Annotated in this window: 22 protein-coding genes; 9 read left to right on the plus strand and 13 right to left on the minus strand. The window is 72.1% G+C overall.

Going from position 1 to position 24,065, the window contains the following annotated elements:
* Positions 1-22: 22 nt before the first annotated feature.
* Positions 23-3,475: a S41 family peptidase gene (locus tag ACFPZJ_RS22100; RefSeq protein WP_381024278.1), complete on the minus strand. Its 3,453-nt coding sequence runs from the start codon at positions 3,473-3,475 to the stop codon at positions 23-25.
* Positions 3,476-3,629: 154 nt separating this feature from the next.
* Between ACFPZJ_RS22100 and ACFPZJ_RS22105 the strand changes: the two genes are divergently transcribed.
* From ACFPZJ_RS22105 to ACFPZJ_RS22125, 5 genes are all read left to right on the plus strand, one after another.
* Positions 3,630-4,235 (plus strand): TetR/AcrR family transcriptional regulator, encoded by a 606-nt coding sequence (locus ACFPZJ_RS22105; RefSeq protein WP_381024281.1) that lies wholly within the window; start codon positions 3,630-3,632, stop codon positions 4,233-4,235.
* A gap of 115 nt (positions 4,236-4,350) precedes the next feature.
* Entirely contained in the window at positions 4,351-6,561 is a 2,211-nt protein-coding gene (locus ACFPZJ_RS22110) for an MMPL family transporter (protein ID WP_381024283.1), read from the plus strand.
* Positions 6,562-6,999: 438 nt separating this feature from the next.
* Entirely contained in the window at positions 7,000-7,515 is a 516-nt protein-coding gene (locus ACFPZJ_RS22115; protein WP_381024286.1) for a YbaK/EbsC family protein, read from the plus strand.
* Positions 7,512-8,357, plus strand: coding sequence for an EamA family transporter (locus tag ACFPZJ_RS22120; protein WP_381024289.1), 846 nt, complete (start codon positions 7,512-7,514; stop codon positions 8,355-8,357). The genes ACFPZJ_RS22115 and ACFPZJ_RS22120 overlap by 4 nt, the downstream gene beginning before the upstream one ends.
* An 81-nt stretch (positions 8,358-8,438) precedes the next feature.
* Complete coding sequence (locus tag ACFPZJ_RS22125; RefSeq protein ID WP_381024292.1) at positions 8,439-8,717, plus strand: DUF1876 domain-containing protein; 279 nt, start codon at positions 8,439-8,441, stop codon at positions 8,715-8,717.
* Here ACFPZJ_RS22125 and ACFPZJ_RS22130 read toward each other — a convergent pair.
* The 6 genes from ACFPZJ_RS22130 to ACFPZJ_RS22155 all read right to left on the minus strand — a co-directional run bounded on the left by ACFPZJ_RS22130 (position 8,714) and on the right by ACFPZJ_RS22155 (position 13,568).
* Positions 8,714-9,898 carry a serine hydrolase domain-containing protein gene (locus ACFPZJ_RS22130; RefSeq protein ID WP_381024294.1) on the minus strand — a complete coding sequence of 395 codons (1,185 nt, stop codon included), beginning with the start codon at positions 9,896-9,898 and terminating at the stop codon, positions 8,714-8,716. The two genes, ACFPZJ_RS22125 and ACFPZJ_RS22130, sit on opposite strands and share 4 nt — an antisense overlap.
* Positions 9,899-9,972: 74 nt before the next feature.
* Complete coding sequence (locus ACFPZJ_RS22135) at positions 9,973-10,434, minus strand: organic hydroperoxide resistance protein (RefSeq protein WP_381024296.1); 462 nt, start codon at positions 10,432-10,434, stop codon at positions 9,973-9,975.
* Between the two features lie 105 nt (positions 10,435-10,539).
* Complete coding sequence (locus ACFPZJ_RS22140; protein WP_381024299.1) at positions 10,540-11,013, minus strand: MarR family winged helix-turn-helix transcriptional regulator; 474 nt, start codon at positions 11,011-11,013, stop codon at positions 10,540-10,542.
* The gene (locus ACFPZJ_RS22145; protein WP_381024301.1) at positions 11,010-11,768 is read right to left on the minus strand and encodes an energy-coupling factor ABC transporter ATP-binding protein; all 759 of its coding nucleotides are present in this window, start codon (positions 11,766-11,768) and stop codon (positions 11,010-11,012) included. The genes ACFPZJ_RS22140 and ACFPZJ_RS22145 overlap by 4 nt, the downstream gene beginning before the upstream one ends.
* On the minus strand, positions 11,756-12,517 hold the full coding sequence (gene cbiQ / locus ACFPZJ_RS22150) for a cobalt ECF transporter T component CbiQ (RefSeq protein ID WP_381024303.1): 762 nt from the start codon (positions 12,515-12,517) through the stop codon (positions 11,756-11,758). The genes ACFPZJ_RS22145 and cbiQ overlap by 13 nt, the downstream gene beginning before the upstream one ends.
* 1 nt (position 12,518) lies before the next feature.
* The gene (locus ACFPZJ_RS22155) at positions 12,519-13,568 is read right to left on the minus strand and encodes an energy-coupling factor ABC transporter permease (RefSeq protein WP_381024306.1); all 1,050 of its coding nucleotides are present in this window, start codon (positions 13,566-13,568) and stop codon (positions 12,519-12,521) included.
* 168 nt (positions 13,569-13,736) lie between these two features.
* On the opposite strand from ACFPZJ_RS22155, the gene ACFPZJ_RS22160 reads away from it, so the two are divergent.
* Positions 13,737-14,099, plus strand: coding sequence for an SsgA family sporulation/cell division regulator (locus tag ACFPZJ_RS22160; protein WP_381024309.1), 363 nt, complete (start codon positions 13,737-13,739; stop codon positions 14,097-14,099).
* A 52-nt stretch (positions 14,100-14,151) separates the two neighbouring features.
* Here the strand turns inward: ACFPZJ_RS22160 and ACFPZJ_RS22165 are convergent.
* The 6 genes from ACFPZJ_RS22165 to ACFPZJ_RS22190 form a co-directional block, all read right to left on the minus strand.
* Positions 14,152-15,023 (minus strand): IS5 family transposase gene (locus tag ACFPZJ_RS22165; protein ID WP_417801332.1). Its coding sequence is split into 2 segments (ribosomal slippage): positions 14,152-14,663 and positions 14,663-15,023, totalling 873 coding nucleotides; the frame shifts between segments, so codons are not numbered across the junction.
* 10 nt (positions 15,024-15,033) lie between these two features.
* The gene (locus ACFPZJ_RS22170) at positions 15,034-16,713 is read right to left on the minus strand and encodes a penicillin-binding transpeptidase domain-containing protein (protein ID WP_381024315.1); all 1,680 of its coding nucleotides are present in this window, start codon (positions 16,711-16,713) and stop codon (positions 15,034-15,036) included.
* Between the two features lie 117 nt (positions 16,714-16,830).
* Positions 16,831-18,462 carry a penicillin-binding transpeptidase domain-containing protein gene (locus tag ACFPZJ_RS22175; RefSeq protein ID WP_381024317.1) on the minus strand — a complete coding sequence of 544 codons (1,632 nt, stop codon included), beginning with the start codon at positions 18,460-18,462 and terminating at the stop codon, positions 16,831-16,833.
* A gap of 223 nt (positions 18,463-18,685) precedes the next feature.
* Positions 18,686-19,000 (minus strand): hypothetical protein, encoded by a 315-nt coding sequence (locus ACFPZJ_RS22180; RefSeq protein ID WP_381024320.1) that lies wholly within the window; start codon positions 18,998-19,000, stop codon positions 18,686-18,688.
* Positions 18,997-19,509, minus strand: a complete 513-nt coding sequence (locus ACFPZJ_RS22185; protein ID WP_381024322.1) for a DUF6232 family protein — start codon at positions 19,507-19,509, stop codon at positions 18,997-18,999. The genes ACFPZJ_RS22180 and ACFPZJ_RS22185 overlap by 4 nt, the downstream gene beginning before the upstream one ends.
* 234 nt (positions 19,510-19,743) lie before the next feature.
* Positions 19,744-21,492: a dolichyl-phosphate-mannose--protein mannosyltransferase gene (locus ACFPZJ_RS22190; protein ID WP_381024325.1), complete on the minus strand. Its 1,749-nt coding sequence runs from the start codon at positions 21,490-21,492 to the stop codon at positions 19,744-19,746.
* A 62-nt stretch (positions 21,493-21,554) separates the two neighbouring features.
* On the opposite strand from ACFPZJ_RS22190, the gene rsmI reads away from it, so the two are divergent.
* The 3 genes from rsmI to ACFPZJ_RS22205 all read left to right on the plus strand — a co-directional run bounded on the left by rsmI (position 21,555) and on the right by ACFPZJ_RS22205 (position 24,012).
* A complete protein-coding gene (gene rsmI / locus ACFPZJ_RS22195; protein WP_381024327.1) occupies positions 21,555-22,403 on the plus strand; it encodes a 16S rRNA (cytidine(1402)-2'-O)-methyltransferase in 849 nt (282 codons plus the stop codon).
* Between the two features lie 212 nt (positions 22,404-22,615).
* Positions 22,616-23,032 carry a hypothetical protein gene (locus ACFPZJ_RS22200; protein ID WP_381024329.1) on the plus strand — a complete coding sequence of 139 codons (417 nt, stop codon included), beginning with the start codon at positions 22,616-22,618 and terminating at the stop codon, positions 23,030-23,032.
* 80 nt (positions 23,033-23,112) lie between these two features.
* Positions 23,113-24,012 carry a TatD family hydrolase gene (locus ACFPZJ_RS22205; protein WP_381024331.1) on the plus strand — a complete coding sequence of 300 codons (900 nt, stop codon included), beginning with the start codon at positions 23,113-23,115 and terminating at the stop codon, positions 24,010-24,012.
* The last annotated feature ends 53 nt before the right edge of the window (positions 24,013-24,065 follow it).

Genomic DNA, 24,065 nt, shown 5'->3' on the forward strand with positions numbered 1-24,065 from the left:
GGCGCCCCCAGGGCGCCCCTTCTCACATCCGGGGCGGCAGCTTCGGCCGGGAGCGGTCCGGTACGTCGCTGTACGTCGGCGGTGTCGCCGGCGGGGTGGACTCCAGCAGCTGGAGGGCCAGTTGGACGGCGTCGGCCAGCTGGGCGTGACGGCCCTCCGCCCAGTCCAGGGGAGTGCGCGGGATCTCCAGGTCGGGGGTGACGCCCTTGTTCTCCACCGACCAGCCGTAGGCGTCGAACCAGGCCGCGTTCATCGGCACCGTGATCACCGTGCCGTCGCCGAGGCGGTGGCGGCCGGTCATGCCGACCACACCGCCCCAGGTGCGCTGACCGACCACCGGGCCGAGCCGCAGCAGCTTGAAGGCGGCCGTGATCATGTCGCCGTCGGAGGAGGTCGCCTCGTCCGCCAGCGCCACGACCGGTCCGCGCGGCGCGTTGGAGGTGTACGACACGGGCTGGGCGTTGCGCGTGAGGTCCCAGCCGAGGATCGTGCGGGTCAGCTTCTCGATGACGAGTTCGCTGATGTGGCCGCCGGCGTTGCCGCGCACGTCCACGATCAGCGCGGGGCGTGAGACCTCCATGCGCAGGTCGCGGTTGAACTGCGCCCAGCCGGAGCCGCCCATGTCCGGGATGTGCAGATAGCCGCAGCGGCCGCCGCTCAACTCGCGGACCACGTCACGGCGTTTGGCCACCCAGTCCTGGTAGCGCAGCGGGCGTTCGTCGACGAGCGGGACGACGGCGACCCGGCGGGGCGGGCCCTCGCCCTGCGCCGGCCTGAAGGTCAGCTCGACCGTCGTGCCGCCCGACCCGGCAAGCAGCGGATACGGGCCCGCGACCGGGTCCACCGGGCGGCCGTCCACATGGGTGAGGACCGCGCCCTCCCGGATGCCCGTGCCGGCCAGCGGGGAGCGGGCCCTGGAGTCGGAGGAGTCGCCGGGCAGGATCCGCTTGACCATCCAACCTTCGTCCCGATGGACGAAGTTGGCGCCCAGCAGCCCCTGCCAGCGCTGGTAGTGCGCCGGGCCCTCGTTGCGGCGGGCGGGCACGACGTACGCGTGGGAGGTGCCGAGCTCGCCCAGCACCTCGCGCAGCAGGTCCGCGAACTCGTCGGGGGAGGCGACCCGTTCGACCAGCGGGCGGTACTGCCGCAGCACCGCGTCCCAGTCGATGCCGCACATGTCCGGCTCCCAGAAGTAAGCGCGGATCAGCCGCCCGGCTTCCTCGTACGCCTGGCGCCACTCGGCGGCCGGGTCGGCCTGGTGCAGGATGCGGCGCAGGTCGATCCAGGTGGTGGAGTCGCTGTCACCCGGCTCGGTGGCGGGCACCGCGCGCAGGTCGCCCTCGTCGAGCAGCACCAGCCGGGTGCCGTCGCCGCTCACCGCGAACCAGTCCAGGTGGCCGACGAGTTCGGACTTCTTCGCCTTGGTGACGTTGAAGTACTCCAGGGTCGGGCGTTCGCTCGGATCGTCCGGGTTGGCGAAGGTCTCGCCCAGCGCGCCCGAGATCGGCCAGCGCAGCCAGACGAGTCCGCCGCCGGCGACGGGGTACAGCGCCGAGTACTTCGAGGCGGTGACGGGGAACGGCGTCACCCGGCTCTCCAGCCCCTCCACCTCGACCGTCACCGCGCCGGGCTCACCGGTCTCCTCCTCGTCCAGCGGGTCCAGCCCGCCGGCGGCCGGACGGCCCTCGGGGTTCAGCGCGAAGGGGGAGGGCGTCGCCGACGACAGCGGCACCAGGTAGGGGCGGCAGCCCAGCGGGAAGGACAGGTCGCCGGTGTGCACGTCGTACACCGGGTCGAAGCCGCGCCAGGAGAGGAAGGCGAGGTAGCGGCCGTCCCGGGTGAACACCGGGTTCTCGTCCTCGAAGCGGCCGTTGGTGACGTCGACGACGAGCCCGTCCCCCTGCCCCGTGCGGGAGACACGGGCCAGTTTGATCTGCCGCAGGGTGCGGCCGATGCCCGGATGCGACCAGGTCAGCCATGCCCCGTCCGGTGAGAAGGCCAGGTCCCGCACGGGCCCGTTGATCGACCGGATCAGCTCGGTGACCTCACCGCCCGTGCCCTCCTCCGGCCCGGTGCGCTCCGCGGGGCCTTCGCCGGTGTCCTCCCCGGTGCCTGCCGGAGTGCCTTCGCCGGTGCCGGCTGCGGCCTGCCCGGTGCTTTCGCCGGTGCCTGCCGCGGCGTCCCCGGTGCTTTCGCCGGTGCCCGCCGTGGCCTCTTCCCCTGTGCCCGTCCCGGCCTCTTCTCCCGCGTCTTCCCCGATGTCGACGAGCAGCAGGCGTCCGTCGTGCGAGGCGACCGCCAGCCGGCGGCCCTCCGGGTCCGAGACCAGCTCCAGCACCCGGCCGAGCCGCCCCGAGGCCAGCCGCCGGGGCGCGCGGTCGCCGGTCGCCCGGGGCAGGGAGGCGATCTCGATCGCGTCCTCGCCCTCCGCGTCGGTCACATACGCCACCTGCCCGCTCTCGCCGAGCATCTCCGGCATCCGCACCCGCACCCCCGGGGCGTCGGTGAGCGTGCGCGCCGGGCCGTCCCGGTGGGTGAGCCAGTACAGGCTGCCGCGGACGACGACGGCGCTCGCGCGGCCGGTCTCGTCGACGGAGATGCCGTCGATGTGCTGCGCCGCCGGGACCGGGTACCGGCGCCGTCCGGCGCGTGGCCCGCTGAGCCGCACGTCGAGCCGACGCGGTACGGAGTCCGGGGCCAGGTCGTCGACGATCCACAGGTCACCCGCGCACTGGTAGACCACCCGTGCGCCGTCACTGGAGGCGTGCCGGGCGTAGAACGCGTCGTGGTCGGTGTGGCGGCGCAGGTCGGTGCCGTCGTACGCGCACGAGTAGAGGTTGCCGACGCCCTCGTGGTCGGAGAGGAAGGCGATCCGGCCGGCGACGAACATCGGGGAGTGCAGATGGCCGTCCAGTTCGGCCAGCAGCCGCTGCCCGTGCAGCCACAGGCGTCCCGTGGCGCCGCCCCGGTAGCGCTTCCAGGCGGCCGGTTCGTGCGGAGGCGTGCCGGTCAGCAGCAGCGTCTTGCGCACGCCGTCGAGGTCGGCGACCTGGATGTCGGAGGCCGGGCCCCAGGGGAGCTTGCGCCCGGGGTCGCCGTCCGGGGAGAGCTTGTAGGCCCAGGTGTAGTGCGAGAACGGCTCGCCGTGCGAGGCCACGGCGAGGATCGCGGTGTGCCCTTCCTCGTCGGGCGGTGCCCAGCCGCACACCCGGGTGTCGGCGCTGCCCCAGTAGCTGAGCTGGCGGCCCGGGCCGCCGTCCACGGGCACCAGATGGACCTCCGGCACCAGGCTGCGCCAGCTCGTGTACGCGAGGTGGCGGCCGTCGGGGGAGAAGCGGGGGTGGCCGACCTTGGTGCGGTCGACGGTGAGCCGCCAGGCGCGGCCGGGGCCGTCGAGGGGTGCGAGCCAGAGGTCGTCCTCGGCCACGAAGCACAGGAGATCGTCATGGAGGTGCGGGAGGCGCAGATAGCTCACCTCACCATGCTTTTCCGGGGGGCGAAGCGGGGCAACTCGTGATGTGGCGGGCGTCGTGACCCCGCTCACGTACGAAACGGTTTCGTTTTCTTCGGTGCTGCGCTACAGTCGTGCCGTACGAAACGGTGTCGTTCGGATCAGGAAGGTGAGAGAGATGACTGAGGCCGCGACGGCGCGTCGCAGTCGGATCACCCCCGAGCGCGAGGCTGAGCTGTACGAGGCCGTGCTCGACCTGCTCCGCGAGGTCGGTTACGACGCCCTGACCATGGACGCCGTGGCCGCCCGCACCCGGTCCAGCAAGGCGACGCTCTACCGCCAGTGGGGCGGCAAGGCCCAGCTGGTCGTGAAGGCCATCCGGCACACCAAGCCCGGCGAGATCGGCGAGATCGACACCGGGTCCCTCCGGGGCGATCTGCACGCCCTGGTGGCGCAGGACGACGACTGCACCATCGAGCGGAACTCCGCGCTGATGCGGGGTGTGGCGATGGCGATGCACAACGACCCGGAACTGCGTCACGAGTTCCGCGAGCAGTTCGTCGGCCCGGAGATGGCGGAGTTCCGGCGCATGATCCAGCGCGCCGTCGATCGGGGCGAGGTCCGCCCGGACTGCCCCGCGCTGGACTTCCTGCTGCACATGATGGTCGGCGGGTTCGTCACCCGGGCGCTGCTCGACGACCAGCCGCCGACCAAGGCATTCCTCACCTCGTACGTCGACGCCGTGGTCCTCCCCGCCCTCGGCGTGCCGACCCCGACCCCCTGACACGTCCCCCGAGTCAGCCCCACCCCGAATCACCACCCACCTGACGTCACCGCTCACGTCGTCGGGCTGATCACCCCTGCCCTGAAACCCACGACCTGACCGGGAGTACGCCCTCGTGGCCACGTTCCTCTACAAACTCGGCCGGCTCGCCTTCCGGCGACGGCACGTCGTCGCCTTGATATGGGTGGCGCTGCTGACGCTCGCGGGCGTCGGCGCGGCCGGCGCCCCCGCAGCGGGCACCACCTCATTCTCCATCCCCGGTACGGAGGCCCAGAAGGCCTTCGACCTGCTGGAAGAGCGCTTCCCCGGGATGAGCGCCGACGGCGCCACCGCCCGGGTCGTCTTCAAGGCGCCGGACGGCGAGAAGATGACCGACGCCGGCAACAGGGCGACCGTCGACAAGACCGTCCGGGAGCTGTCCGACGGCTCCGAGGTCGCCTCCGTCACCAACCCCTACCAGGCCCGGGCCGTCAGCAAGGACGGCACGATCGCCTACGCGCAGGTGTCGTACAAGGTCTCCGGCATGGAGCTCCAGGACGCCAGCAAGGACGCCCTGGAGGACGCTGCGCAGCACGCGCGGGACGCCGGGCTGACCGTCGAGGTCGGCGGTGACGCGCTCCAGGCGGTCCCGCACACCGGCACCAGCGAGATCATCGGCATCGCGGTCGCCGCGGTGGTCCTCGTCATCACCTTCGGCTCGCTGCTCGCGGCCGGTCTGCCGCTGCTGACCGCGATCGTCGGCGTCGGCATCGGCGTCTCCACGATCACGGCCCTGGCCGGCACCCTGGACCTGGGTTCCACCACCTCCACCCTGGCCACGATGATCGGCCTGGCGGTCGGCATCGACTACGCGCTGTTCATCGTCTCCCGCTATCGCGCCGAACTGGCCGAGGGTCGCGGACGGGAGGAGGCGGCCGGCCGGGCCGTCGGCACGGCCGGCTCGGCGGTGGTCTTCGCGGGCCTGACGGTCGTCATCGCCCTGGTCGGCCTGTCCGTCGTCAACATCCCGATGCTGACCAAGATGGGCGTCGCGGCGGCCGGCACGGTCGCCATCGCGGTGCTGATCGCGCTGACGATGATCCCGGCCCTGCTCGGCTACGCCGGCCGCAGGGTCCGCCCGGCGGGCGAGAAGAGCAGGCTGCTCGGCGGCGGGCGCACCCCGAAGAAGCCCGGGCGCCCGAACATGGGCACGCGCTGGGCGAGCTTCGTCGTACGCCGCCCGGTCGCGGTGCTGCTGCTCGGCGTCGTCGGCCTGGGCGTGGCGGCCGTCCCCGCGTCCTCCCTGGAGCTGGGCCTGCCCGACGACGGCTCGCAGCCGACGTCCACCACGCAGCGCCGGGCGTACGACCTGCTGTCCGAGGGCTTCGGCCCCGGCTTCAACGGTCCGCTGATGGTCGTGGTCGACGCCAAGGACAGCGCCGACCCGCAGGGGGCCTTCGGTGACGTCGCCGACGGGATCAAGGGCCTGAAGGACGTCGTGACGGTGACGCCGCCGGCGCCCAACAAGGCCGGGGACACGGCGACGATCACCGTCATCCCCGACTCCAAGCCGTCGTCGGCGGCGACGGAGGACCTGGTGCACGCCATCCGTGACACGGGCGCGGAGGTGAAGGCCGACACGGACGCGAACGTCCTGGTCACCGGCGCGACGGCGATGAACATCGACGTCTCGCAGAAGCTCAACGACGCCCTGGTCCCGTACCTGGTCCTGGTCGTCGGCCTGGCCTTCCTCCTCCTGATCGTGGTGTTCCGCTCGATCCTGGTCCCGCTGAAGGCGGCGCTGGGCTTCCTGCTGAGCGTCATGGCGGCGCTCGGCGCGGTGGTCGCGGTCTTCCAGTGGGGCTGGCTGTCCGGCCTGCTGGGCGTCGAGGAGACCGGTCCGGTCATGTCGATGATGCCGATCTTCATGGTCGGTGTGGTCTTCGGCCTGGCGATGGACTACGAGGTGTTCCTCGTGACCCGGATGCGGGAGGCCTACGTCCACGGCGAGAAGCCGAACCAGGCGGTGGTGACCGGCTTCAAGCACGGCGCGCGGGTCGTCACCGCGGCGGCGGTCATCATGATGGCGGTCTTCGCCGGGTTCATCGGTTCCAGCGAGTCCATGATCAAGATGATCGGCTTCGGCCTGGCGATCGCGGTCTTCTTCGATGCGTTCGTCGTCCGCATGGCCATCGTCCCGGCGGTCCTGGCCCTGCTCGGCAAGAAGGCCTGGTGGCTGCCGAAGTGGCTGGACCGCGCCCTGCCCAACGTGGACGTCGAGGGGGAGGGGCTGCGCGCTGCGGCCGACGCGAACAAGGACGGCGAGCCACAACCGGCCCGCGTCTGACGCCACCCGCACCGGGCTGCCTGCCTTCGTGCCGGTCCGGCCGGTGAGGGACCCGCTGGTGAGGGACCCGCTGAGAGGGGCCCCTCACCGGCTGCGTCATGTCGTCACGCTGTCCTCCGTCCCGCCCGGACCTGGCGGACCACAGCGGACAGCACCTGCCCTACATCGGTCCTGGCGTGACCGTGTCCCGGTCGGGGCGGTACGGGAGGCCGGCCGAGTGCCGGCGGACGGCGCGCGACGGGCGCGGGCAGCGCGCCCTCGACGCCGCACCCCGGGCAGCCACTTCGTCGCCAGGAACGCTCCCACCGCCCGCGCGACCGGCATCAGCACCTTCTTCACCGCGGTTCGCCGACCGACTGCGCGGGCGGCTGGGGGCGGGTCCGCAGGGCGCCGTAACCCAGTCGCATGTCTCATACACGTACCGCTACCGTGCCCTCCATGACGACGACAGCCGCCCCTGACGCCGAGGGCTCCGGAGCCCACCCCCGCTTCGCCGAAGCCCTGCGGGAACTCGGGCTGGAGGAGCTCACCACGCGGGTGCGCCGCTTCCCCGACGCGACCCGTACCGCCGCCGAGGCCGCCGCCGCGATCGGGTGCGAACTCGGCCAGATCTGCAAGTCGCTGATCTTCGCCGCGGACGGCGAACCGGTCCTCGTCCTCATGGACGGGGCCTCCCGGGTCGACGTGGAACTCGTCCGCCGGGAGCTCGGGGCGCAGAAGGTGACCCGGCCCAGGGCCGACGTCGTACGCGAAATCACCGGGTACGCCATCGGCGGCGTGCCGCCCTTCGGGCACAAGCGGCGGACCCGGGTGCTCGCGGACCGCGGACTCCTCGGCCACGACACCGTGTGGGCCGCGGCCGGCACCCCGTACACCGTCTTCCCCCTGGAGCCCAAGGCCCTGATCGCCCACGCCGGCGGCACTCTCGTGGACGTGCGTGAGCGCACCTCGTGACCCCGCTGGTCACCGCCGCCGTCCTGCTCGCCGCCGTCACCCACGCCGCCTGGAACGCCCTCGCCCACCGGATCACCGACAAGCTCGTCGGGTTCACGCTGATATCCGGCGGCGGGCTGCTGATCGGGCTGGCCGCCGCGCCGTTCGTGGCGTTCCCGGCGGACCGCGCCTGGCCGTACCTGCTCGGCTCGGCCGCCATCCACATCGCCTACTACGCGCTGCTGATGCGGTCCTTCCAGCTGGGGGACTTCGGCCAGGCCTATCCGATCGCGCGGGGCAGCGCTCCCCTGGCCGTCACGGTGCTCGCCGCCGTCTTCGCGCACGAGGTGCCCGACGGCTGGGCCGCCGCCGGCATCGCGGTGTCCTGTGCGGGGCTGACCGGCGTCGCCCTGTGGGGCCTGCGCGGTCGCCGGCCCGACTGGGCGGCGATCGGGGCGGCTCTCGCCACGGGGCTGACCATCGCGGCGTACACCGTCGTCGACGGCCTGGGCGTGCGGGCCTCGGGCTCTTCCCTCGGGTACATCGCCTGGCTGATGGCGGTGCAGGGCACCGTCATCCCGGCGTACGCCCTGTGGCGCCGGCGCGGGCGGGCCCTCGCCGAGCTCCGGCCCCACCTCGGCGTCGGACTCCTGGGCGCGGCCCTGTCCGTCGCCGCGTACGCCCTCGTCCTGTGGGCACAGACCAGGGCGGAGCTCGCGCCCGTCGCCGCGCTTCGGGAGTCCTCGATCATCGTGGGCGCGGCGATCGGCGCGGTCTTCTTCAAGGAACGCTTCGGCGCCCCGCGCATCGCCGCGGCCGGGCTGCTGGTCGTCGGCATCGGGCTGATGCTGCACACCCGCTAGCCCGGTCCGCCCGTCCCCCAGTGGGTGCGTCCGGACGCCGTCGGGAGCACTCTGGAACTAGGTGTTCCGGAGGTGATCGTCATGACAATGCACACCACGGTGGGATGGCACGTCGAGCTGGAGTTCCAGGAGGACGACCAGCACACGAAGGCGGTCGCGCTGGTCCGGCTGCCCGACGGCAGTGAGGTACGGGCACACGGGCACGCGACCCGGCACCGGACCGACGCTAATCAGCCGAGGGTCGGTGAGGAGATCGCCGGGGCGCGGGCGCTCAACGAGCTCGCCATGCGGCTGCTGACCAAGGCGCACGACGAGATCGACCAGGCCTCGGGACGGACCTCCCACCCGATCCACATCTAGGCGATGGCTCCGCCGAGAGCCGTCCGTACCGCCCGTACCAGTGCCTGCGCCCTCGGGTCCGCCGTCACCGTCCTGCGGAAGCCGTTGGTCACGTAGCCGAAGGCGATCCCCGACTCGGGGTCGGCGAAGCCGAGGGCGCCGCCGCGTCCCGGGTGGCCGAAGGAACCGGGGGAGAGGAGGGGGGAGGCGGTGCCGTGCAGCATGTAGCCGAGGCCGAAGCGGGTGTTGACGACCAGGACGCGGTCCGGGCCCGCCGACTCCTCGGCGCGGGCGAGGCCGACCGTGCCCGGGGCGAACAACCGCACTCCGCCGACCTCGCCGATCAGCGCCGCGTAGAACCGGGCCAGTCCGTCCGCCGTCGCGATGCCGTTGGTCGCGGGAAGCGCCGCCCTGCGGTACGCCGGGTCGTTCTGGTCGGGGAACGGGGTGATCGCGGCGAAGGCCCGGCGGGTGAGGGAATCCGGGTCCTGGTAGGCCTCGGTGACCGAGCGCTTGGGCCGCAGCCGCGGACCTCCGGCGGGCTCCGGGCCCTCGACGCGGCCGACCCGGCCCACCCGGCCCGCCGCCTCCACCGGCTCCGGCAGCCCCAGCCACAGGTCCAGGCCCAGCGGGCCGGCGATCTGCGTCGCGAGCCACTCGCCGGTGCCCTGTCCCGTCACGCGCCGGACCAGTTCGTCGAGGATCCATCCGTACGTCAGCGCGTGGTAGCCGTGGTCGGTGCCCGGCTCCCACACGGGCGCCTGCGCGGCCACGGCCCGCGGGCCCCGCAGCGGGTCGAGGGCCTCCTCGGGGGTCAGCGGCCGGTCCAGGACCGGCAGGCCGGCCCGGTGTCCGAGGACGTGCCGGACCAGCACCCGTTCCTTGCCGTACGCCTTGAAGTCCGGCCAGTAGTGCCCGACCGGCGCGTCCAGGTCCAGTCCCCCGCGCTGGTGCAGCAGCAGGAGGACGGCGGCGGCGACGCCCTTGGTCGCCGAGCGGATCACCTGGGCGGTGTCCCGCTCCCAGGGCACGTCACCGGCGTCACCGTCCACGTCCCGCGCGCCGCCCCACAGGTCGACGACCCTGCGCCCGTCCCGGTAGACGGCGACGGCCGCGCCGCGGTCACCGAGTGCGGTGAAGTTGCGGACGAACGCCTCCCTGACCGGCTCGAAGCCCTCGGCCACTGTGCCGTGCACGTCCACGTCCGCCGTCCCTTCCCGATCTCCTGCGACAGTGAGGGCAACGCCCGTTCGCAGCCTGCGATTCCCTGGCTTCCTCAGCCCAGCAGGATCGTGACGTCGATGTTGCCGCGCGTCGCGTTCGAGTACGGGCAGACCTCGTGCGCCTCGTCCACCAGCTTGGCCGCGAGGTCCGCGTCCAGCACCGGCAGGGAGACGCTGAGCGCGACCGCGAGTCCGTAGCCGCGCTGCTTGTTGGGGCCGATGCCGACCTTGGCGGCGACGGTGGAGCCGCTCAGGTCGTACCCCGCGCGGTTGCCGACCATGATCAGCGCGTTGTGGAAGCAGGAGCTGTAGCCGGCCGCGAAGAGCTGCTCGGGGTTGGTGCCGTTGCCGTCGCCGCCCAGCTCCGGCGGCATCGCCACCTTCAGGTCCAGCTGACCGTCCTGGCTGATCACATAGCCGTCGCGGCCACCGTGCGCGGTGGCCTCGGCGACGTACATGATCTTCGTCGGACGGGTGTCGACGGCGGTGCCGTCGGTCGTGGCCGCCTCGGTCATGAGGGCCCTCCCCCGGAATCATGTGCGCAAGTACATCGCGCACAAGGTACTGGCCGGCGGGTCCGTCCTGGTTACCAGGGGGTAGCAACCGTGGGTAACACGGGATCAGCCGGTCCCGCCCGAGGCCGGGTCCGCCCTCGCCGCCAGCCGCCACAGCTCCTCGCGCAGCCGCGTGACGTCCATGCCGTCGAGCCCGGTGGCCGCGAGCAGCGCGCCGGGCACGCGCTCCGCGCGCTCCCGCAGCTGAGCTCCGCGCCCGGTGACCCCGACGAGCACCGACCGCTCGTCGCGCGCCGACCGCTCACGCCGTACGAGGCCCGCCGCCTGCAGCCGCTTCAGCAGCGGTGAGACCGTGCCGTAGTCCAGGCGCAGGGCCGTGGCCAGCTCCTTCACCGTGGTCTCGCCGCGCTCCCACAGCACGAGGAGGACCAGGTACTGCGGATAGGTCAGGCCGAGCTCGTCGAGGAGCGGCCGGTAGGCGGCCGTCACCGCCCGGTGGGCGGCGTACAGCGCGAAGCACAGCTGCTCGTCCAGCAGCAGCGAGTGCCCGGTCCCGTCGCCCTCGTCGCGGTTCGTCACGCGCCCATTGTCACGGACCGCGGATCGAAGCCGAAGGGCAGCTCCAGACGGTGGGCCCGCATCAGCTCCTCGTCCGCGAGCAGCTCGCCCGTGGCGCCGTCCGCCGCGATCACACCGTCGCTGAGGATCAGCGAGCGCGGACACAGCTCCAGGGCGTACGGCAGGTCGTGCGTGACCATGAGCACGGTCACGTCCAGCGAGCGCAGGATGTCGGCCAGTTCGCGGCGTGAGGCCGGGTCGAGGTTGGACGACGGCTCGTCCAGGACCAGGATCTCCGGTTCCATCGCCAGCACGGTCGCGACGGCCACCCGGCGCCGCTGGCCGAAGGACAGATGGTGCGGGGGCCGGTCCTTGAACCCCGCCATGCCGACCCGTTCCAGCGCCCGGTCGACCCGCTCCTCCAGCTCGGCGCCCTTCAGCCCGGCCGCCGCCGGCCCGAACGCCACGTCCTCCCGGACGGTCGGCATGAACAGCTGGTCGTCGGGGTCCTGGAAGACGATGCCGACCCGGCGCCGGACCTCGGCCATGTGCTCTCTGCCGACCGGCAGCCCGGCGACCTTCACCGTGCCCGTGCCGCCGGTCAGGATGCCGTTGAGGTGCAGCACCAGGGTCGTCTTGCCGGCGCCGTTCGGGCCGAGCAGCGCGACCCGCTCGCCGCGCCCGATCGTGAAGTCCACACCGAACAGGGCCTGGTGCCCGTCCGGGTACGCGAAGGCCAGACCGGCCACTTCCAGCGAAGGTGTCACAGGGCCCATCCCAGCAGACAGACGACGAGGGCGGCGAACGGCAGGGCGAGGGCGTACGACCACTGCGCCCGGGACGCGGTCACCTCGTCGATGACCGGCATCGAACCGGCGTATCCGCGGCTGATCATGGCCAGGTGGACCCGCTCGCCGCGCTCGTAGGAACGGATGAACAGCGCGCCCGCCGACTTCGCCAACACGCCCCACTGCCGCACGCCCCGCGCCTCGAAGCCGCGCGACTCCCGGGCGATGCGCATGCGGCGCATCTCGTCGGTGATGACGTCGCCGTAGCGGATCATGAACGAGGCGATCTGCACCAGCAGCGGCGGGAGTCTCAGCCGCTGCAGGCCGAGGAGGATCTCCCGCAGCTCGGTGGTGGCGGCGAGCAGGACGGAGGCGGCGACGCCGAGGGTGCCCTTGGCGAGCACGTTCCAGGCACCCCACAGTCCGCTCACGCTCAGGGACACCCCGAGCACGTCGACGCGCTCGCCCTCCGCCACGAACGGCATCAGCACCGCGAACGCCACGAACGGCACCTCGATCAGCAGCCGCTTGAGCAGGAAACCGGCGGGCACGCGCGCGACGTACGCCACGACACCGAGCAGCACCGCGTACAGCCCGAAGGCCCACATCGCCTCCCGCGGCGTCGACACCACGACGACCACGAAGGCGAAGGCGGCGGCCAGCTTGGTGTGCGGCGGCAGACCGTGCACGGGCGAGTGCCCGTGCCGGTACAGCTTGTGCGCGTGCCCGGCGCCCATCTCAGACGTTCTCCACGGCCGTGGGGGAGGAGTCGGCGGTACGACGGCGGCGCACCGCCCAGAACACCGTGCTGCCGGCCACGACCGTGACACCGACGCCGATCACGCCCGCCAGCCCCCCGGACAGGCGGGCGTCCTCGACCTCCTTGACGCCGTAGTCGGCGAGCGGGGAGTCGGCGATCGCGTGGTCCTCGGCCTTCTTGTCGATGCCGTGGTCAGCGGCGACCTTCTCCAGGCCGTCGGGATCGGCGGAGGCGTAGAAGCTGACGAACCCGGCGAGCACCAGCGAGGTGACAAGGCCCGCGATCCACACCGTGCGGTGCGAGGCCCTGGCGGCTACGGGGGCGGGCTCGGCGTCGGGTACGTCCACGAGCTCGCCGCCGACCCGCAGCTTCAGCTTCTGGCGCAGCCCGCGCGCCCCGTACACCAGGTCCGGACGGACGGCGACGACGGCGCCGACGGTCAGAGCGGTGATCGCGGCCTCACCGAGGCCGATCAGGATGTGCACGCCCACCATGGCGGTGGCGACCTTGCCGATCGACACGTCGGTGGTGCCGCCCACGGCGTAGAGCAGTGTGAAGGCCAGCGCGGAGGCCGGGACCGAGACGAGGGCGGCGACGAAGGAGGCGGCGGTCACCGAGCGCCGGGTGCGGGGCAGCACCTTCACCAGACCGCGGAAGAGGCCGTACGCGACCACCGTCGTGACGATCGCCATGTCGGTGATGTTCACGCCGAGCGCGGTCAGACCGCCGTCCGCGAAGAGGATGCCCTGCATCAGCAGCACGACGGAGACGCACAGGACCCCTGTGTAGGGGCCGACGAGTATCGCGGCCAGCGCGCCGCCGAGCAGATGACCGCTGGTGCCCGCCGCGACCGGGAAGTTCAGCATCTGCACCGCGAAGATGAACGCCGCCACGAGGCCCGCCAGCGGTGCCGTCCGCTCGTCGAGTTCCCGGCGGGCACCGCGCAGGCTCACCGCGATGGCGCCCGCGGCGACGACTCCGGTGACGGCGGAGGTGGGGGCGTTGATGAATCCGTCAGGTACATGCACCGTTCGATGATAGTGGCTTGATGCGAATGACTTGCAAGAGCGAGTGCCTCGTGCATCTCAGATGTGATATGTCCGTCGCCCGGAAGCGCGATACGGAAAATATGCGACATTGGAGAGGGGGCGGACGCACAGCTTCCAGACAGGTAGCGCACCGTAAGGGGCCGGCCGATGTCCGTAGTCGAACAGTACGCACGCGCTCACATCCTCACGGACTCGGACGTCCAGGTGCTGGACGAACAGGGAGCCGTGCCGGTCAAGCTGCGCTACGACCCCGAGCGGGACCCGCGGTCGGTCGGGGTGGGGCTGCCCGGCACCGGGCCCGAGTGGACCTTCTCCCGGTCGCTGCTGGAGCAGGGCCTGCGGGCGCCGGCCGAGAGCGGAGACGTGCGCGTGTGGCCGTGCGGGCGCGTGCAGGCGGTCGTGGAGTTCCACTCCCCGGACGGGGTCTCGGTCGTGCAGTTCGAGACGAAGGCGCTGCTGCGGTTCCTGCGGCGGACGTACCTGGCCGCCGCGGAACCGGTCGTGCACTGACGCCTGACCGGCGATTCCCGGTGAGCCCCCCGACTAGGCGGTCTCGTTTGGATCATCGGGTGGACCAGAGGAAGATGCCTGCGATGTGGAGTCCGGCCAAGTAGATGGTGGCGGTCTTCTCGTAGCGGGTGGCGATGCCGCGCCACTGCTTGAGGCGGTTGATGCACCGTTCGACGGTGTTGCGTTGCTTGTATGCCTCCCGGTCGAAGGCCGGTGGTCTGCCGCCGGCCTGCCCGCGCCGCTTCCGGTTGGCCTGCTGGTCGGCCCGTTCCGGGATCACCGCGCGGATGCCGCGTTTGCGCAGGTGGTCACGGATCTCGCGGGAGGAGTACGCCTTGTCGGCCAGGACCAGGTCCGGCCTGGTGCGAGGCCGTCCACGAGGTCGGGGAACGCGCAAGCGGGCCATGACGTCCGTGAGGGCGGGAGCGTCGCCGGCTTGGCCGGCGGTGAGAACGAATGCGAGTGGCCGGCACCGGCCGTCGGCGGCGAGGTGGATCTTCGTGGTCAGTCCGCCGCGGGATCGGCCGATGGCATGGTCGTCCGGCTCGCCGGCCGGGGCCCCTTTTTGCGGGCCCCCGCTGCATGCTGGTGAGCCCGCACGATCGTGGAGTCCACCGAGACGGCCCAGTCCAGGTCCTCGTCCGCGTCGGCCTGGGCGACCAGGGCGGTGAACACCTGCTCCCAGGTGCCGTCGACGGCCCACATCCGCAGCCGGTTGTAGACACCCCGCCAGTTGCCGTACTTCTCCGGCAGGTGCACCCACTGCGTCCCGGTCTGGAACTTGTAGGCGATCGCGTCGATCACCTCACGGTGGTCCCGCCAGCGGCCACCACGCTTCGGCGTCCGGTCGGGGAGCAACGGCTCGATCCGCGCCCACTGCGCATCAGTCAACGGCACACCCGGACCAACGACCGACTGATCCAAACGAAACTGCCTAGCCCCCCGCCTTCAGCAGCGCCGCCACGATCGGGCCGGCCGTGTCGCCGCCGTGGCCCCCCGCCTGGACCACACCCGCGGCCGCCAGGTCGCCCCGGTAGGCGGTGAACCAGCCGTTCGGCTTCTTCTGGCCGTCGACCTCGGCGGAGCCGGTCTTGGCGCCGACGTCACCGCTCACCCCGGCCATCGCCTCGGCCGCCGTGCCGTACGCCGCCGTGTAGGACATCAGCTCGCGCAGCTGGGACAGCGTGCCCGCGGACATCGTGCGCGAGGCCGTAGCCAGCTGCCGCCCGTCCACCTTCGGGGAGACCAGGTACGGCTGACGGAAGACACCGGCCTTCACCGTCGCCGACACCGAGGCCATGTTCAGCGGGTTCATCCGCACCCCGCCCTGGCCGATCAGCGAGGCCGCCATCGGGGCCGCCGACTGCACCGGCACCGCGCCGTCGAAGGACGGCACACCGATCGCCCAGTTGTTCAGCCCCAGGCCGAAGACCTGCTGAGCCTGCTTGGTCAGATCGTCGTTCTCCAGCTTCGGGGCCTGGCTGATGAAGGCCGTGTTGCAGGAGCGGGCGAAGCTCGCCTTGAACGTGCCGTCCTTGATCTCGAACTTGTCGTCGTTCTGGAACTTCCAGCCGCCGTAGGTGAAGTACTTCGGGCAGGGATGCTTCTTGTCCGCCGAGGCCAGGCCCTTCTCGATGAGCAGCGAGGAGGTGATGACCTTCATCGTGGAGCCGGGCGCGAGGGAGCCCTGGAAGGCGGTGTTGAAGCCCTTCGAGGAGTTCGCCGCCGCGAGGATCTCGCCCGTCGACGGCCGCAGCACCACCACCGACGCCCGGGCCTTCCTGGCCACCTGGCGCTCGGCGGCGGCCTGCAAGGCCGGGTCCAGCGTGGTCTCCACCGTGCCGGGCGTGCCCTTGCTCAGTTCCAGCAGGGTCTTGTCGGACAGCTCGGACGACTGGGCGGACTTGCCGCGGACCACCCGCAGTTCGACGCCCGCCTTGCCGCCGGCCTTCTTGCCGTACTTCTCGCGCAGCCCGTCCAGCACCGGGCCGAGCGAGGGGTACTTCTCGGTGGTCAGCTCGCCGCCGTCCCGGTCGAGTGCCTTCACCGGGGGCGTGCCCGCCTCGCCGGTGACCAGCCTGTCGCCGTCCTTCAGATCGGGGTGGACGACGGAGGAGTGCCAGTCGACCAGCGGCTTCCCGTCGCCCATGCGGCGCACGACGGTCAGCTCGCTGTCATAGGCGAGCGGTTTGTCGGTGCCCTTGTACGACACCGTGCCCTTGACGGAGAACCGCACCTTGTCGCCGGTGCGCGGGCCCGCGGTGAGGGTGACGCCCTTGATGTGGGCGTCCTTGGTGTAGCCGGTCAGCAGCGTCCTGGCCGCCGTGGGGTCGTCGGTGGCAGCGGCGGCCCGGGAGACCTGGCCGGCCTGCCAGGCGGTGAGGAAGGCGCGCGCGGTGGTGGTGACCTCCGTCGCGGACAGCGGGCCGGTCTTGACCTTCGGCCTCTGGTCGGTGGCCGCGGACGTGGACCCCGTCCCGTTGTCGGCGGCGGCCCCGCCGCCGAACAGCGCGTAGCCGGCGACACCGGCACCGCCGACGACCACGGCGATCATCCCGCCGATCACGGCGGGTCTCGTCTTCCGTCGCTCGGCGACGCGCCTTCTGTTGCCCACGGCTTCCGTTTCCTCCGCGAATTCCCCAGGGTCCCCGCAGCCCTCGTAGTCCTCACCGACACCAACGACGGCCACCACCCTAGAGTCCTGACCTGAGCGGGTGACGCGCGGGCGAGGTCAGCCGCCCGCTTGTAGCACGGCTGCGACAATCGGCCCGGCCGCGTCCCCGCCGTGGCCGCCCCGCTCGGCCATGGCCGCCGCTGCGACGTCGCCGCGGAACCCGGTGAACCAGCTGTTGGCGTCGGCCACCCCGTCGACCTCGGCGGAACCGGTCTTGGCACCGATGTCGCCGCTGAGCCCGGCCATGGCCTCCTCGGCGGTGCCCTGGGTGGCGGTCAGGCGCATCATCTGCTTCAGCTGGGCGGCGGTGCTCGCCCGCAGCCCCTCGGCCCGCGCCAGCTGCCGGCCGTCCAGCCGCGGCGAGACCAGGTAGGGCTGGCGGAAGGTGCCGGTGATCGCGGTGGCCGTCACCGAGGCCATGTTCAGCGGGTTCATCTGGACCTGGCCCTGGCCGATGGCGTTCGCGGCGCGGTCCGGCCCGCTGACGGCGGGGACCCTGCCGTCGAAGGACTCGATGCCGGTCTTCCAGTCGTTGCGGCCCAGCCCGAACCGCTCCTCGGCCTCCCGGGTCAGCGACTCGTCGGTGAGCGGGTCCTCGTCGATGAGCTTGATGAAGGCCGTGTTGCAGGAGCGCAGGAAGCTGTTGGCGAGCGTGGCGCCGGTGTCGGCCTTCATGCCCCGCAGGTTCTTGAAGGTCTGGCCCTGCCACATTGCGTCGTCCGGGCAGGGCGCCGGGCCGTTCATCGAGGTCACGCCGTTGTCGATGAGCATCGCCGCCGTAATGATCTTCATGGTGGAGCCGGGGGCGACCTCGCCCTGGAAGGCCGCGTTGAATCCGTCGTCGCGGTGGTTGGCGACCGCCAGCACCTCTCCGGTGCTCGGCTTGACGGCCACCACCGAGGAATCGTCGTACTTCTTCACCGCCCGCTCGGCGGCCGCCTGCACACCGGCGCTGAGCGTGGTGCGCAGCGTGCCGGGTCTGCCCTTGGCGAGGGTCAGCAGCGGGGTGTCGGCGGCGGCCTCGTCGGCGTGCCGGATCGCCAGCTCGACGCCGGGGGCGCCGCCGGCCTTGTCGCCGTACTTGTCGCGCAGGGCGTCCAGGATCGGCCCGAGGGACGGGTACTTCTCCTTGGTGAGCACGGTGCCGTCGCGGTCCACGGCCTCGATCGGCGGGCTCGCCGACTCGCCGGTGACCAGCGTGTCGCCCTTGCGCAGCTGCGGGTGGACGACGGACGGCTGCCAGTCGACCAGCGCCCGCCCGGTCGTCACCCCGCGCACGACGGTCAGCTCGCTGCTGTACGTCAGCGGCTCGGACTTCCCGTCGAAGGTCACGTTCGCCTTGACCGTGTACGGCACGCGGGCGCCGCTCGCGCCGCCGGGGGTGATCCGCACGTCGGTGAGGTGCGCCTCCTCGGCGTAGGCCGTCAGCAGCGGCTCGGCCGCCACGGCGTTGTTGGTCAGGGCCGCCGCCTGGGCCGCCTGCCCCTTCTCCCACGCCGCGAAGAACTTCCGGGTCGTCTCCTGGACCTCGTCGCCGCTCGGCGGCCCGGACCGCTTCTCCGTGGCGCTCCCGCCCGAACCCCCGCCGCCGTTCAGCGCGTTCACGATGTTGTAGCCGCCGTATCCGGCGCCGCCCACCATCACCGCGAACACGCCGCCTATCACGGCGGCCTTGACCCCCTTGCCCATCAGGCTGTCCCCTCCCCGTCGGCACCCTCGTGGGGCTTTACTGAACGCGTTCAGATCCGCGCGTCCCCCACGGCACTGTATGTGGAAGACGGGACTCATGGGGCGGGGATTTCGAACGCCGGGGACGCTGACGCCAGGGATGCAGGGAAGGCGAACGCCGGGGAGGGGCGCCGCCGGTGCTGCCGGCCCGGGCGGTGTCACGTACGCCCGGGCCGGCTCGGCCTCACTGCAGGCCGACCGCCTGCGTGAGCGTGCGCACCGCGCCCAGCACCGGGGCGCCCACCTCGCCGACCAAGGCCGCGATCCCGGCGATGCCGGCGAGGGCCTGACGCAGTCGGCCGGGGTCGGCCGCGCCACCGTCCCGGATCACGTCGAGGGCGGTGTCGATGACCTGCTGGTCGTCCGTGGAGACCCGGTCGCGCAGCGCCAGGGCCGCGCTGATCATCTGCTCCAGCGCGGCCTGCGGGTCCGGTACGCCCTGGGCCTTGATGATGCCGATGTTGCCGTTGCCGAACTGCAGGACCGAGTCGCCGTTCACGGCGTGACCACCTTTCCGGTGTTGCTGTCCCCGAACTGGTAGATGTGATCGCCACCGGTGATGTTGTAGGTGGGCATCTGGTAGTGGACCTGGATGTCGGGGTTGTCCATCGCCTCCATCAGCTGACGGAACATCTGCTCCAGACCGTTCCTGTCGTCGGTGGTCAGGGCGGTCTTCGGCGTCCCCGACGTGGTGATCTGCAGGACGTACAGGACCGGCGCGTTCAGCACCCTCTGCAGTTCCAGGTAGTCGCGTATGCCCGCCGCGACGACGACGAGCACCACGATGCCGCCGAGCAGCGCGGACGCCTGAAGGAGCCCCAGCCCGAAGAGCAGCAGGAACACCTTGGCGATCAGGCGCCTGACGAACCGCGACCTGGCCGCGTTCCGGTCCGGGTGCAGCTCCCTCAGCGAGGTGTGGGCGATGTTGCGCAGTGGATAGGTGTCCGACCCGATCCACAGAGCGCCCTTGCTGATGTGTACGTCCGTGATGCCGCGTGTATACGCCACCGGCCGCCCCCCAGTTTTCTCGGCGCCGTGGGTGCCGGAACCAGGTGTCCGGTCACGCGCCTACGTGGAATGAGGGCACGACCGTAGTGAGCGCGCGCAGGCGGCCTCCGCGGATGACGCGAAGTGCTCCTCCCGCGACCGGCCGGGTCCGGGATCTGCCGCTTCCTGACCGGTCGGCGTGCGGACGGTGACGGTTTCCAGCGGTCACGCCGCCGGCGCCCGCCACCACTCCTGTCACACCCAGGTGTCCAGCCACATCCGCGAGCGCCACGAGTCGATCGGGATCGCCGTGCCCGTGTGGATCGGCCAGAAGTAGACGAAGTTCCAGGCGATCAGCAGGACCAGGACGCCCGCGCCCGTCGCGCCCGCGACGCGGCGGAAGTCGGTGGAGCGGGGCGGGCCGATGATCGCGCCGAGGAGCATGGCCACCGCCAGGCACAGGAACGGCACGAAGACGATCGCGTAGAAGTAGAAGATCGTGCGCTCCTGGTACATGAACCAGGGCAGGTAGCCGGCCGCGATGCCGCAGGCGATCGCGCCCGCGCGCCAGTCGCGGCGGAAGAGCCAGCGCCACAGCACGTACAGCAGCGCGAAGCAGGCCACCCACCACAGCAGCGGCGTGCCGATCGCCAGCACCTCGCGGGCGCACTTCTCGCCCGCGTCGACGGGGCAGCCGTCCTTGCCGGGCGCGGGCGACTCGTAGAAGTACGACACCGGGCGGCCGGTGACGAGCCAGCTCCACGGGTTGGACTGGTAGGTGTGCGGCGAGGACAGGCCGACGTGGAACTCGTAGACCTGGTGCTCGTAGTGCCACAGGCTGCGCAGCCAGTCGGGCAGGAAGGTCCAGTTGCCGCCCTTGCCGTCGGTCGCGGCCCAGTTGCGGAAGTAGCCGCCGCTGCCGTCGGTGGGGGAGAGGATCCAGCCGGTCCAGGAGGCGAGGTAGGTGACGAGCGCGACCGGCACCGTCGCCAGGAAGGCCAGGGGCGTGTCCCGCTTGAGGACCGCGCTGTACGGGTGCCGCGCCCCGGCGACCCGGCGGGAGCCGACGTCCCACAGCACGGCCATCACGCAGAACGCGGCCAGGATGTACAGGCCGTTCCACTTGGTGCCGATGGCCAGCCCCAGCATCAGGCCCGCCGCCCAGCGCCAGGGGCGCGCGCCGAGGCGGGCGGTCTCCGCGGTGTGCGCGTCGGGACGGACCCGGCCGTCGGCGTCCGCCGGCAGCGCGGCGGCCAGTCTCGCGCGTGCCCGGTCGCGGTCGATCAGCAGACAGCCGAAGGCCGCCAGCACGAAGAACATCAGCACGCCGTCGAGGAGCGAGGTGCGGCTCATCACGAAGTGCAGCCCGTCCACCGCCATCAGCGCGCCCGCCAGGCAGCCGAGGAACGTGGAGCGGAACAGGCGGCGGCCGATGCGGCACAGCATCAGCACGGAGAGGGTGCCGAGCAGCGCCGTCATGAACCGCCAGCCGAACGGGTTGAACCCGAACATCAGCTCGCCGAGCCCGATGACGTACTTGCCGACCGGCGGGTGCACCACGTACGCCGCGTCCGTCGGGATGGGGACGTGCCCGTTCGACGACAGGATCAGGTCGTTGGCGTTCTTGTCCCAGTTGACCTCGAACCCGCGGTGGACGAGCGCCCACGCGTCCTTGGCGTAGTACGTCTCGTCGAATATCACCGCCTTCGGGTTGCCGAGGTTCCAGAACCGCAGGACACCGGCGAGGAGCGTGACGAGCAGCGGACCGCCCCAGGCCGACCAGCGCGTGATGCGGCCCGCGAGGGTGTGCGGGACGCCGAGCACCGCCCACAGGCGCGGGCCCGGCTCGGTGTACGGCGGCACCAGGCGGTCACGGACATCGTCGGCCGGGCCCACCGAGTAGCCGAAACGGCGCAGCCGCTGCTGCCAGTCGGGCCGCTGCTCGTGCGGCGCCTGGCCCTGCCGGGTGTCCGTGGAGTCCGTGGACGACGCTGTACTGGTCACCGCGCCATCGTAGGGAACCCGTCTGTGGGAGTCCCGCGGATGGCCCCTGCGAGGATGGAAACGTGACAGGAACCCTTGTTTTGGCAGGCACCCCCATCGGCGACATCGCGGACGCCCCGCCCCGGCTCGCTGAGGAACTGGCCGGCGCGGACGTGGTCGCCGCCGAGGACACCCGGCGGCTGCGGCGCCTCACCCAGGCGCTGGGGGTCACGCCCAAGGGGCGCGTCGTGTCGTACTTCGAGGGCAACGAGGCCGCCCGTACGCCGGAACTGGTCGAGGAACTCGTGAGCGGGGCACGCGTGCTGCTCGTGACCGACGCCGGGATGCCGTCCGTGTCCGACCCCGGGTACCGGCTGGTCGCGGCGGCCGTCGAGAAGGACGTCCGGGTCACCGCCGTGCCCGGGCCGTCCGCCGTGCTGACCGCGCTCGCGCTGTCCGGGCTGCCCGTGGACCGCTTCTGCTTCGAGGGGTTCCTGCCGCGCAAGGCGGGGGAGCGGCTGTCCCGGCTGCGGGAGGTGGCCGGGGAGCGGCGCACCCTCGTCTACTTCGAGGCCCCGCACCGGCTCGACGACACGCTCGCCGCGATGGCCGAGGTGTTCGGGGCGGAGCGCCGCGCGGCCGTGTGCCGGGAGCTGACCAAGACGTACGAGGAGGTCAGGCGGGGTCCGCTGGGCGAGCTGGCCGCGTGGGCGGCCGAGGGCGTGCGCGGGGAGATCACCGTCGTGGTCGAGGGGGCACCGGAGCGGGGGCCCGAGGAGGTCGACGCGGCGGAGCTGGTGCGCCGGGTGCGGGTGCGCGAGGAGGCGGGGGAGCGGCGCAAGGAGGCCATCGCGGCGGTGGCCGCGGAGGCCGGGGTGCCGAAGCGGCAGGTGTTCGATGCGGTGGTGGCGGCCAAGAACGCCGGGGCGTGAGCAACGTCACGGGGGCGTGAAACCCCCTCTGAGCAGGGCGCTTGTCGGATGAGCGCGCGCCCCATGCGCGGGCAAAGCCGCCGGGGTGCTGGGGCAAGGAACGCCCAAATCGCCGCCAACACTCGACAGTTCTGCTGCTTTGGCGCCGGCGGAGGAGTCCACTGGGGGGCGGGACCGCATCCGGTCCCCTCCAGCGGACACCAGGAGCTGGCATGAGCGAGATCGCAGAGCAGAACGGCCTTCGCAACGGAGCGTCCGCCGTCGTCAACGAGTCGTACTCCTTCGCCTGCATGCGCTGCGGACACGGCTGGGAGCAGTCCTACGAGATAGAGCACCACACGGACGCCGAAGGCCACGAGTTCGTCCTGTACGTAGCGGACGGCAAAGTCGTGCCCTCGCCGCTGAGCCGCCCGACGTGCCAGAACTGCGACGGTCGCGTCGTACGGATCATGCGGGCGGGCCAGGTCTCCTCGGCCCGGGACGCCGCGCACCGGCCGCACCGCGTGCCGCCCGCCGGACCGGTGCAGGCACCGACGACCGCGGCCGAGGCACAGGCCGCGGCGCCCGGGGAGCACCACCACTGGCACCTGTCCGATCTCCTGCACCCGTTCCAGCGCAAGGCGAGCTGAGACTGCCGGCCCTCCCCGCCGGCGCCCTCCCCGGTTCTCCCCCACCGGGGAGGGCACCCCTCTTTTCGTAGGATCGGGGCATGCCTTCGAACGCCCCCGGCCGACAGGACGACCGCGACAAGAACGCGGCCCCGCCGCTCCCGGAGCCCCTCCGGGTGCCGGTCGCCGACTCCCACACGCACCTCGACATGCAGTCCGGCACCGTCGAGGAGGGCCTCGCCAGGGCCGCGTCGGTGGGCGTCACGACGGTCGTGCAGGTCGGCTGCGACCTCAAGGGCTCCCGGTGGGCGGCCGAGACGGCGGCGGCGTACGACAGCGTCCACGCGACCGTCGCGCTGCACCCGAACGAGGCCCCGCGCATCGTCCACGGGGACCCCGACGGCTGGTCGCGGCAGGGCGCCCGCGCGCCCGGCGGCGACGCGGCGCTGGACGAGGCCCTCGCCGAGATCGACCGGCTGGCCGCGCTGCCCCAGGTCAAGGGCGTCGGCGAGACCGGACTGGACTACTTCCGCACAGGCCCGGAGGGCAAGGCGGCCCAGGAGCGGTCCTTCCGCGCCCACATCGAGATCGCCAAACGGCACGGCAAGGCCCTGGTCATCCACGACCGTGACGCCCACGCCGACGTGCTGCGCGTCCTGAAGGAGGAGGGCGCCCCCGAGCGCACCGTCTTCCACTGCTACTCCGGCGACGCGGAGATGGCGGAGATCTGCGCGAGCGCCGGGTACTTCATGTCCTTCGCCGGCAACGTCACCTTCAAGAACGCCGGGAACCTGCGCGACGCCCTCGCCGTGGCCCCGCTGGACCTCGTCCTGGTCGAGACGGACGCGCCCTTCCTGACCCCGGCGCCCTACCGCGGACGGCCCAACGCGCCGTATCTCGTCCCGGTGACGGTGCGCGCGATGGCCGCCGTGCGCGGCATCGGCGAGGACGCGATGGCCACCGCCCTCGCGGCGAACACGGCACGGGCCTTCGGTTACTGACCCACCCCCGCACGACTGTGCGTAGTCGCGTCGCTTTGGAGAGTGACGATCAC

Origin of the sequence: Streptomyces bullii (assembly GCF_042657145.1) — a bacterium.
Taxonomy (GTDB): domain Bacteria; phylum Actinomycetota; class Actinomycetes; order Streptomycetales; family Streptomycetaceae; genus Streptomyces; species Streptomyces bullii.

Excerpts from the sequence above, each read along its gene's own strand:
- ACFPZJ_RS22105 (WP_381024281.1), top strand. The coding sequence starts at position 3,630 with ATGACTGAGGCCGCGACGGCGCGTCGCAGTCGGATCACCCCCGAGCGC.
- ACFPZJ_RS22115 (WP_381024286.1), top strand. The coding sequence starts at position 7,000 with ATGACGACGACAGCCGCCCCTGACGCCGAGGGCTCCGGAGCCCACCCC.
- ACFPZJ_RS22125 (WP_381024292.1), top strand. The coding sequence starts at position 8,439 with ATGACAATGCACACCACGGTGGGATGGCACGTCGAGCTGGAGTTCCAG.
- ACFPZJ_RS22135 (WP_381024296.1), bottom strand. The coding sequence starts at position 10,434 with ATGACCGAGGCGGCCACGACCGACGGCACCGCCGTCGACACCCGTCCG.
- ACFPZJ_RS22145 (WP_381024301.1), bottom strand. The coding sequence starts at position 11,768 with ATGGGCCCTGTGACACCTTCGCTGGAAGTGGCCGGTCTGGCCTTCGCG.
- cbiQ (WP_381024303.1), bottom strand. The coding sequence starts at position 12,517 with ATGGGCGCCGGGCACGCGCACAAGCTGTACCGGCACGGGCACTCGCCC.
- ACFPZJ_RS22160 (WP_381024309.1), top strand. The coding sequence starts at position 13,737 with ATGTCCGTAGTCGAACAGTACGCACGCGCTCACATCCTCACGGACTCG.
- ACFPZJ_RS22175 (WP_381024317.1), bottom strand. The coding sequence starts at position 18,462 with ATGGGCAAGGGGGTCAAGGCCGCCGTGATAGGCGGCGTGTTCGCGGTG.
- ACFPZJ_RS22200 (WP_381024329.1), top strand. The coding sequence starts at position 22,616 with ATGAGCGAGATCGCAGAGCAGAACGGCCTTCGCAACGGAGCGTCCGCC.
- ACFPZJ_RS22205 (WP_381024331.1), top strand. The coding sequence starts at position 23,113 with ATGCCTTCGAACGCCCCCGGCCGACAGGACGACCGCGACAAGAACGCG.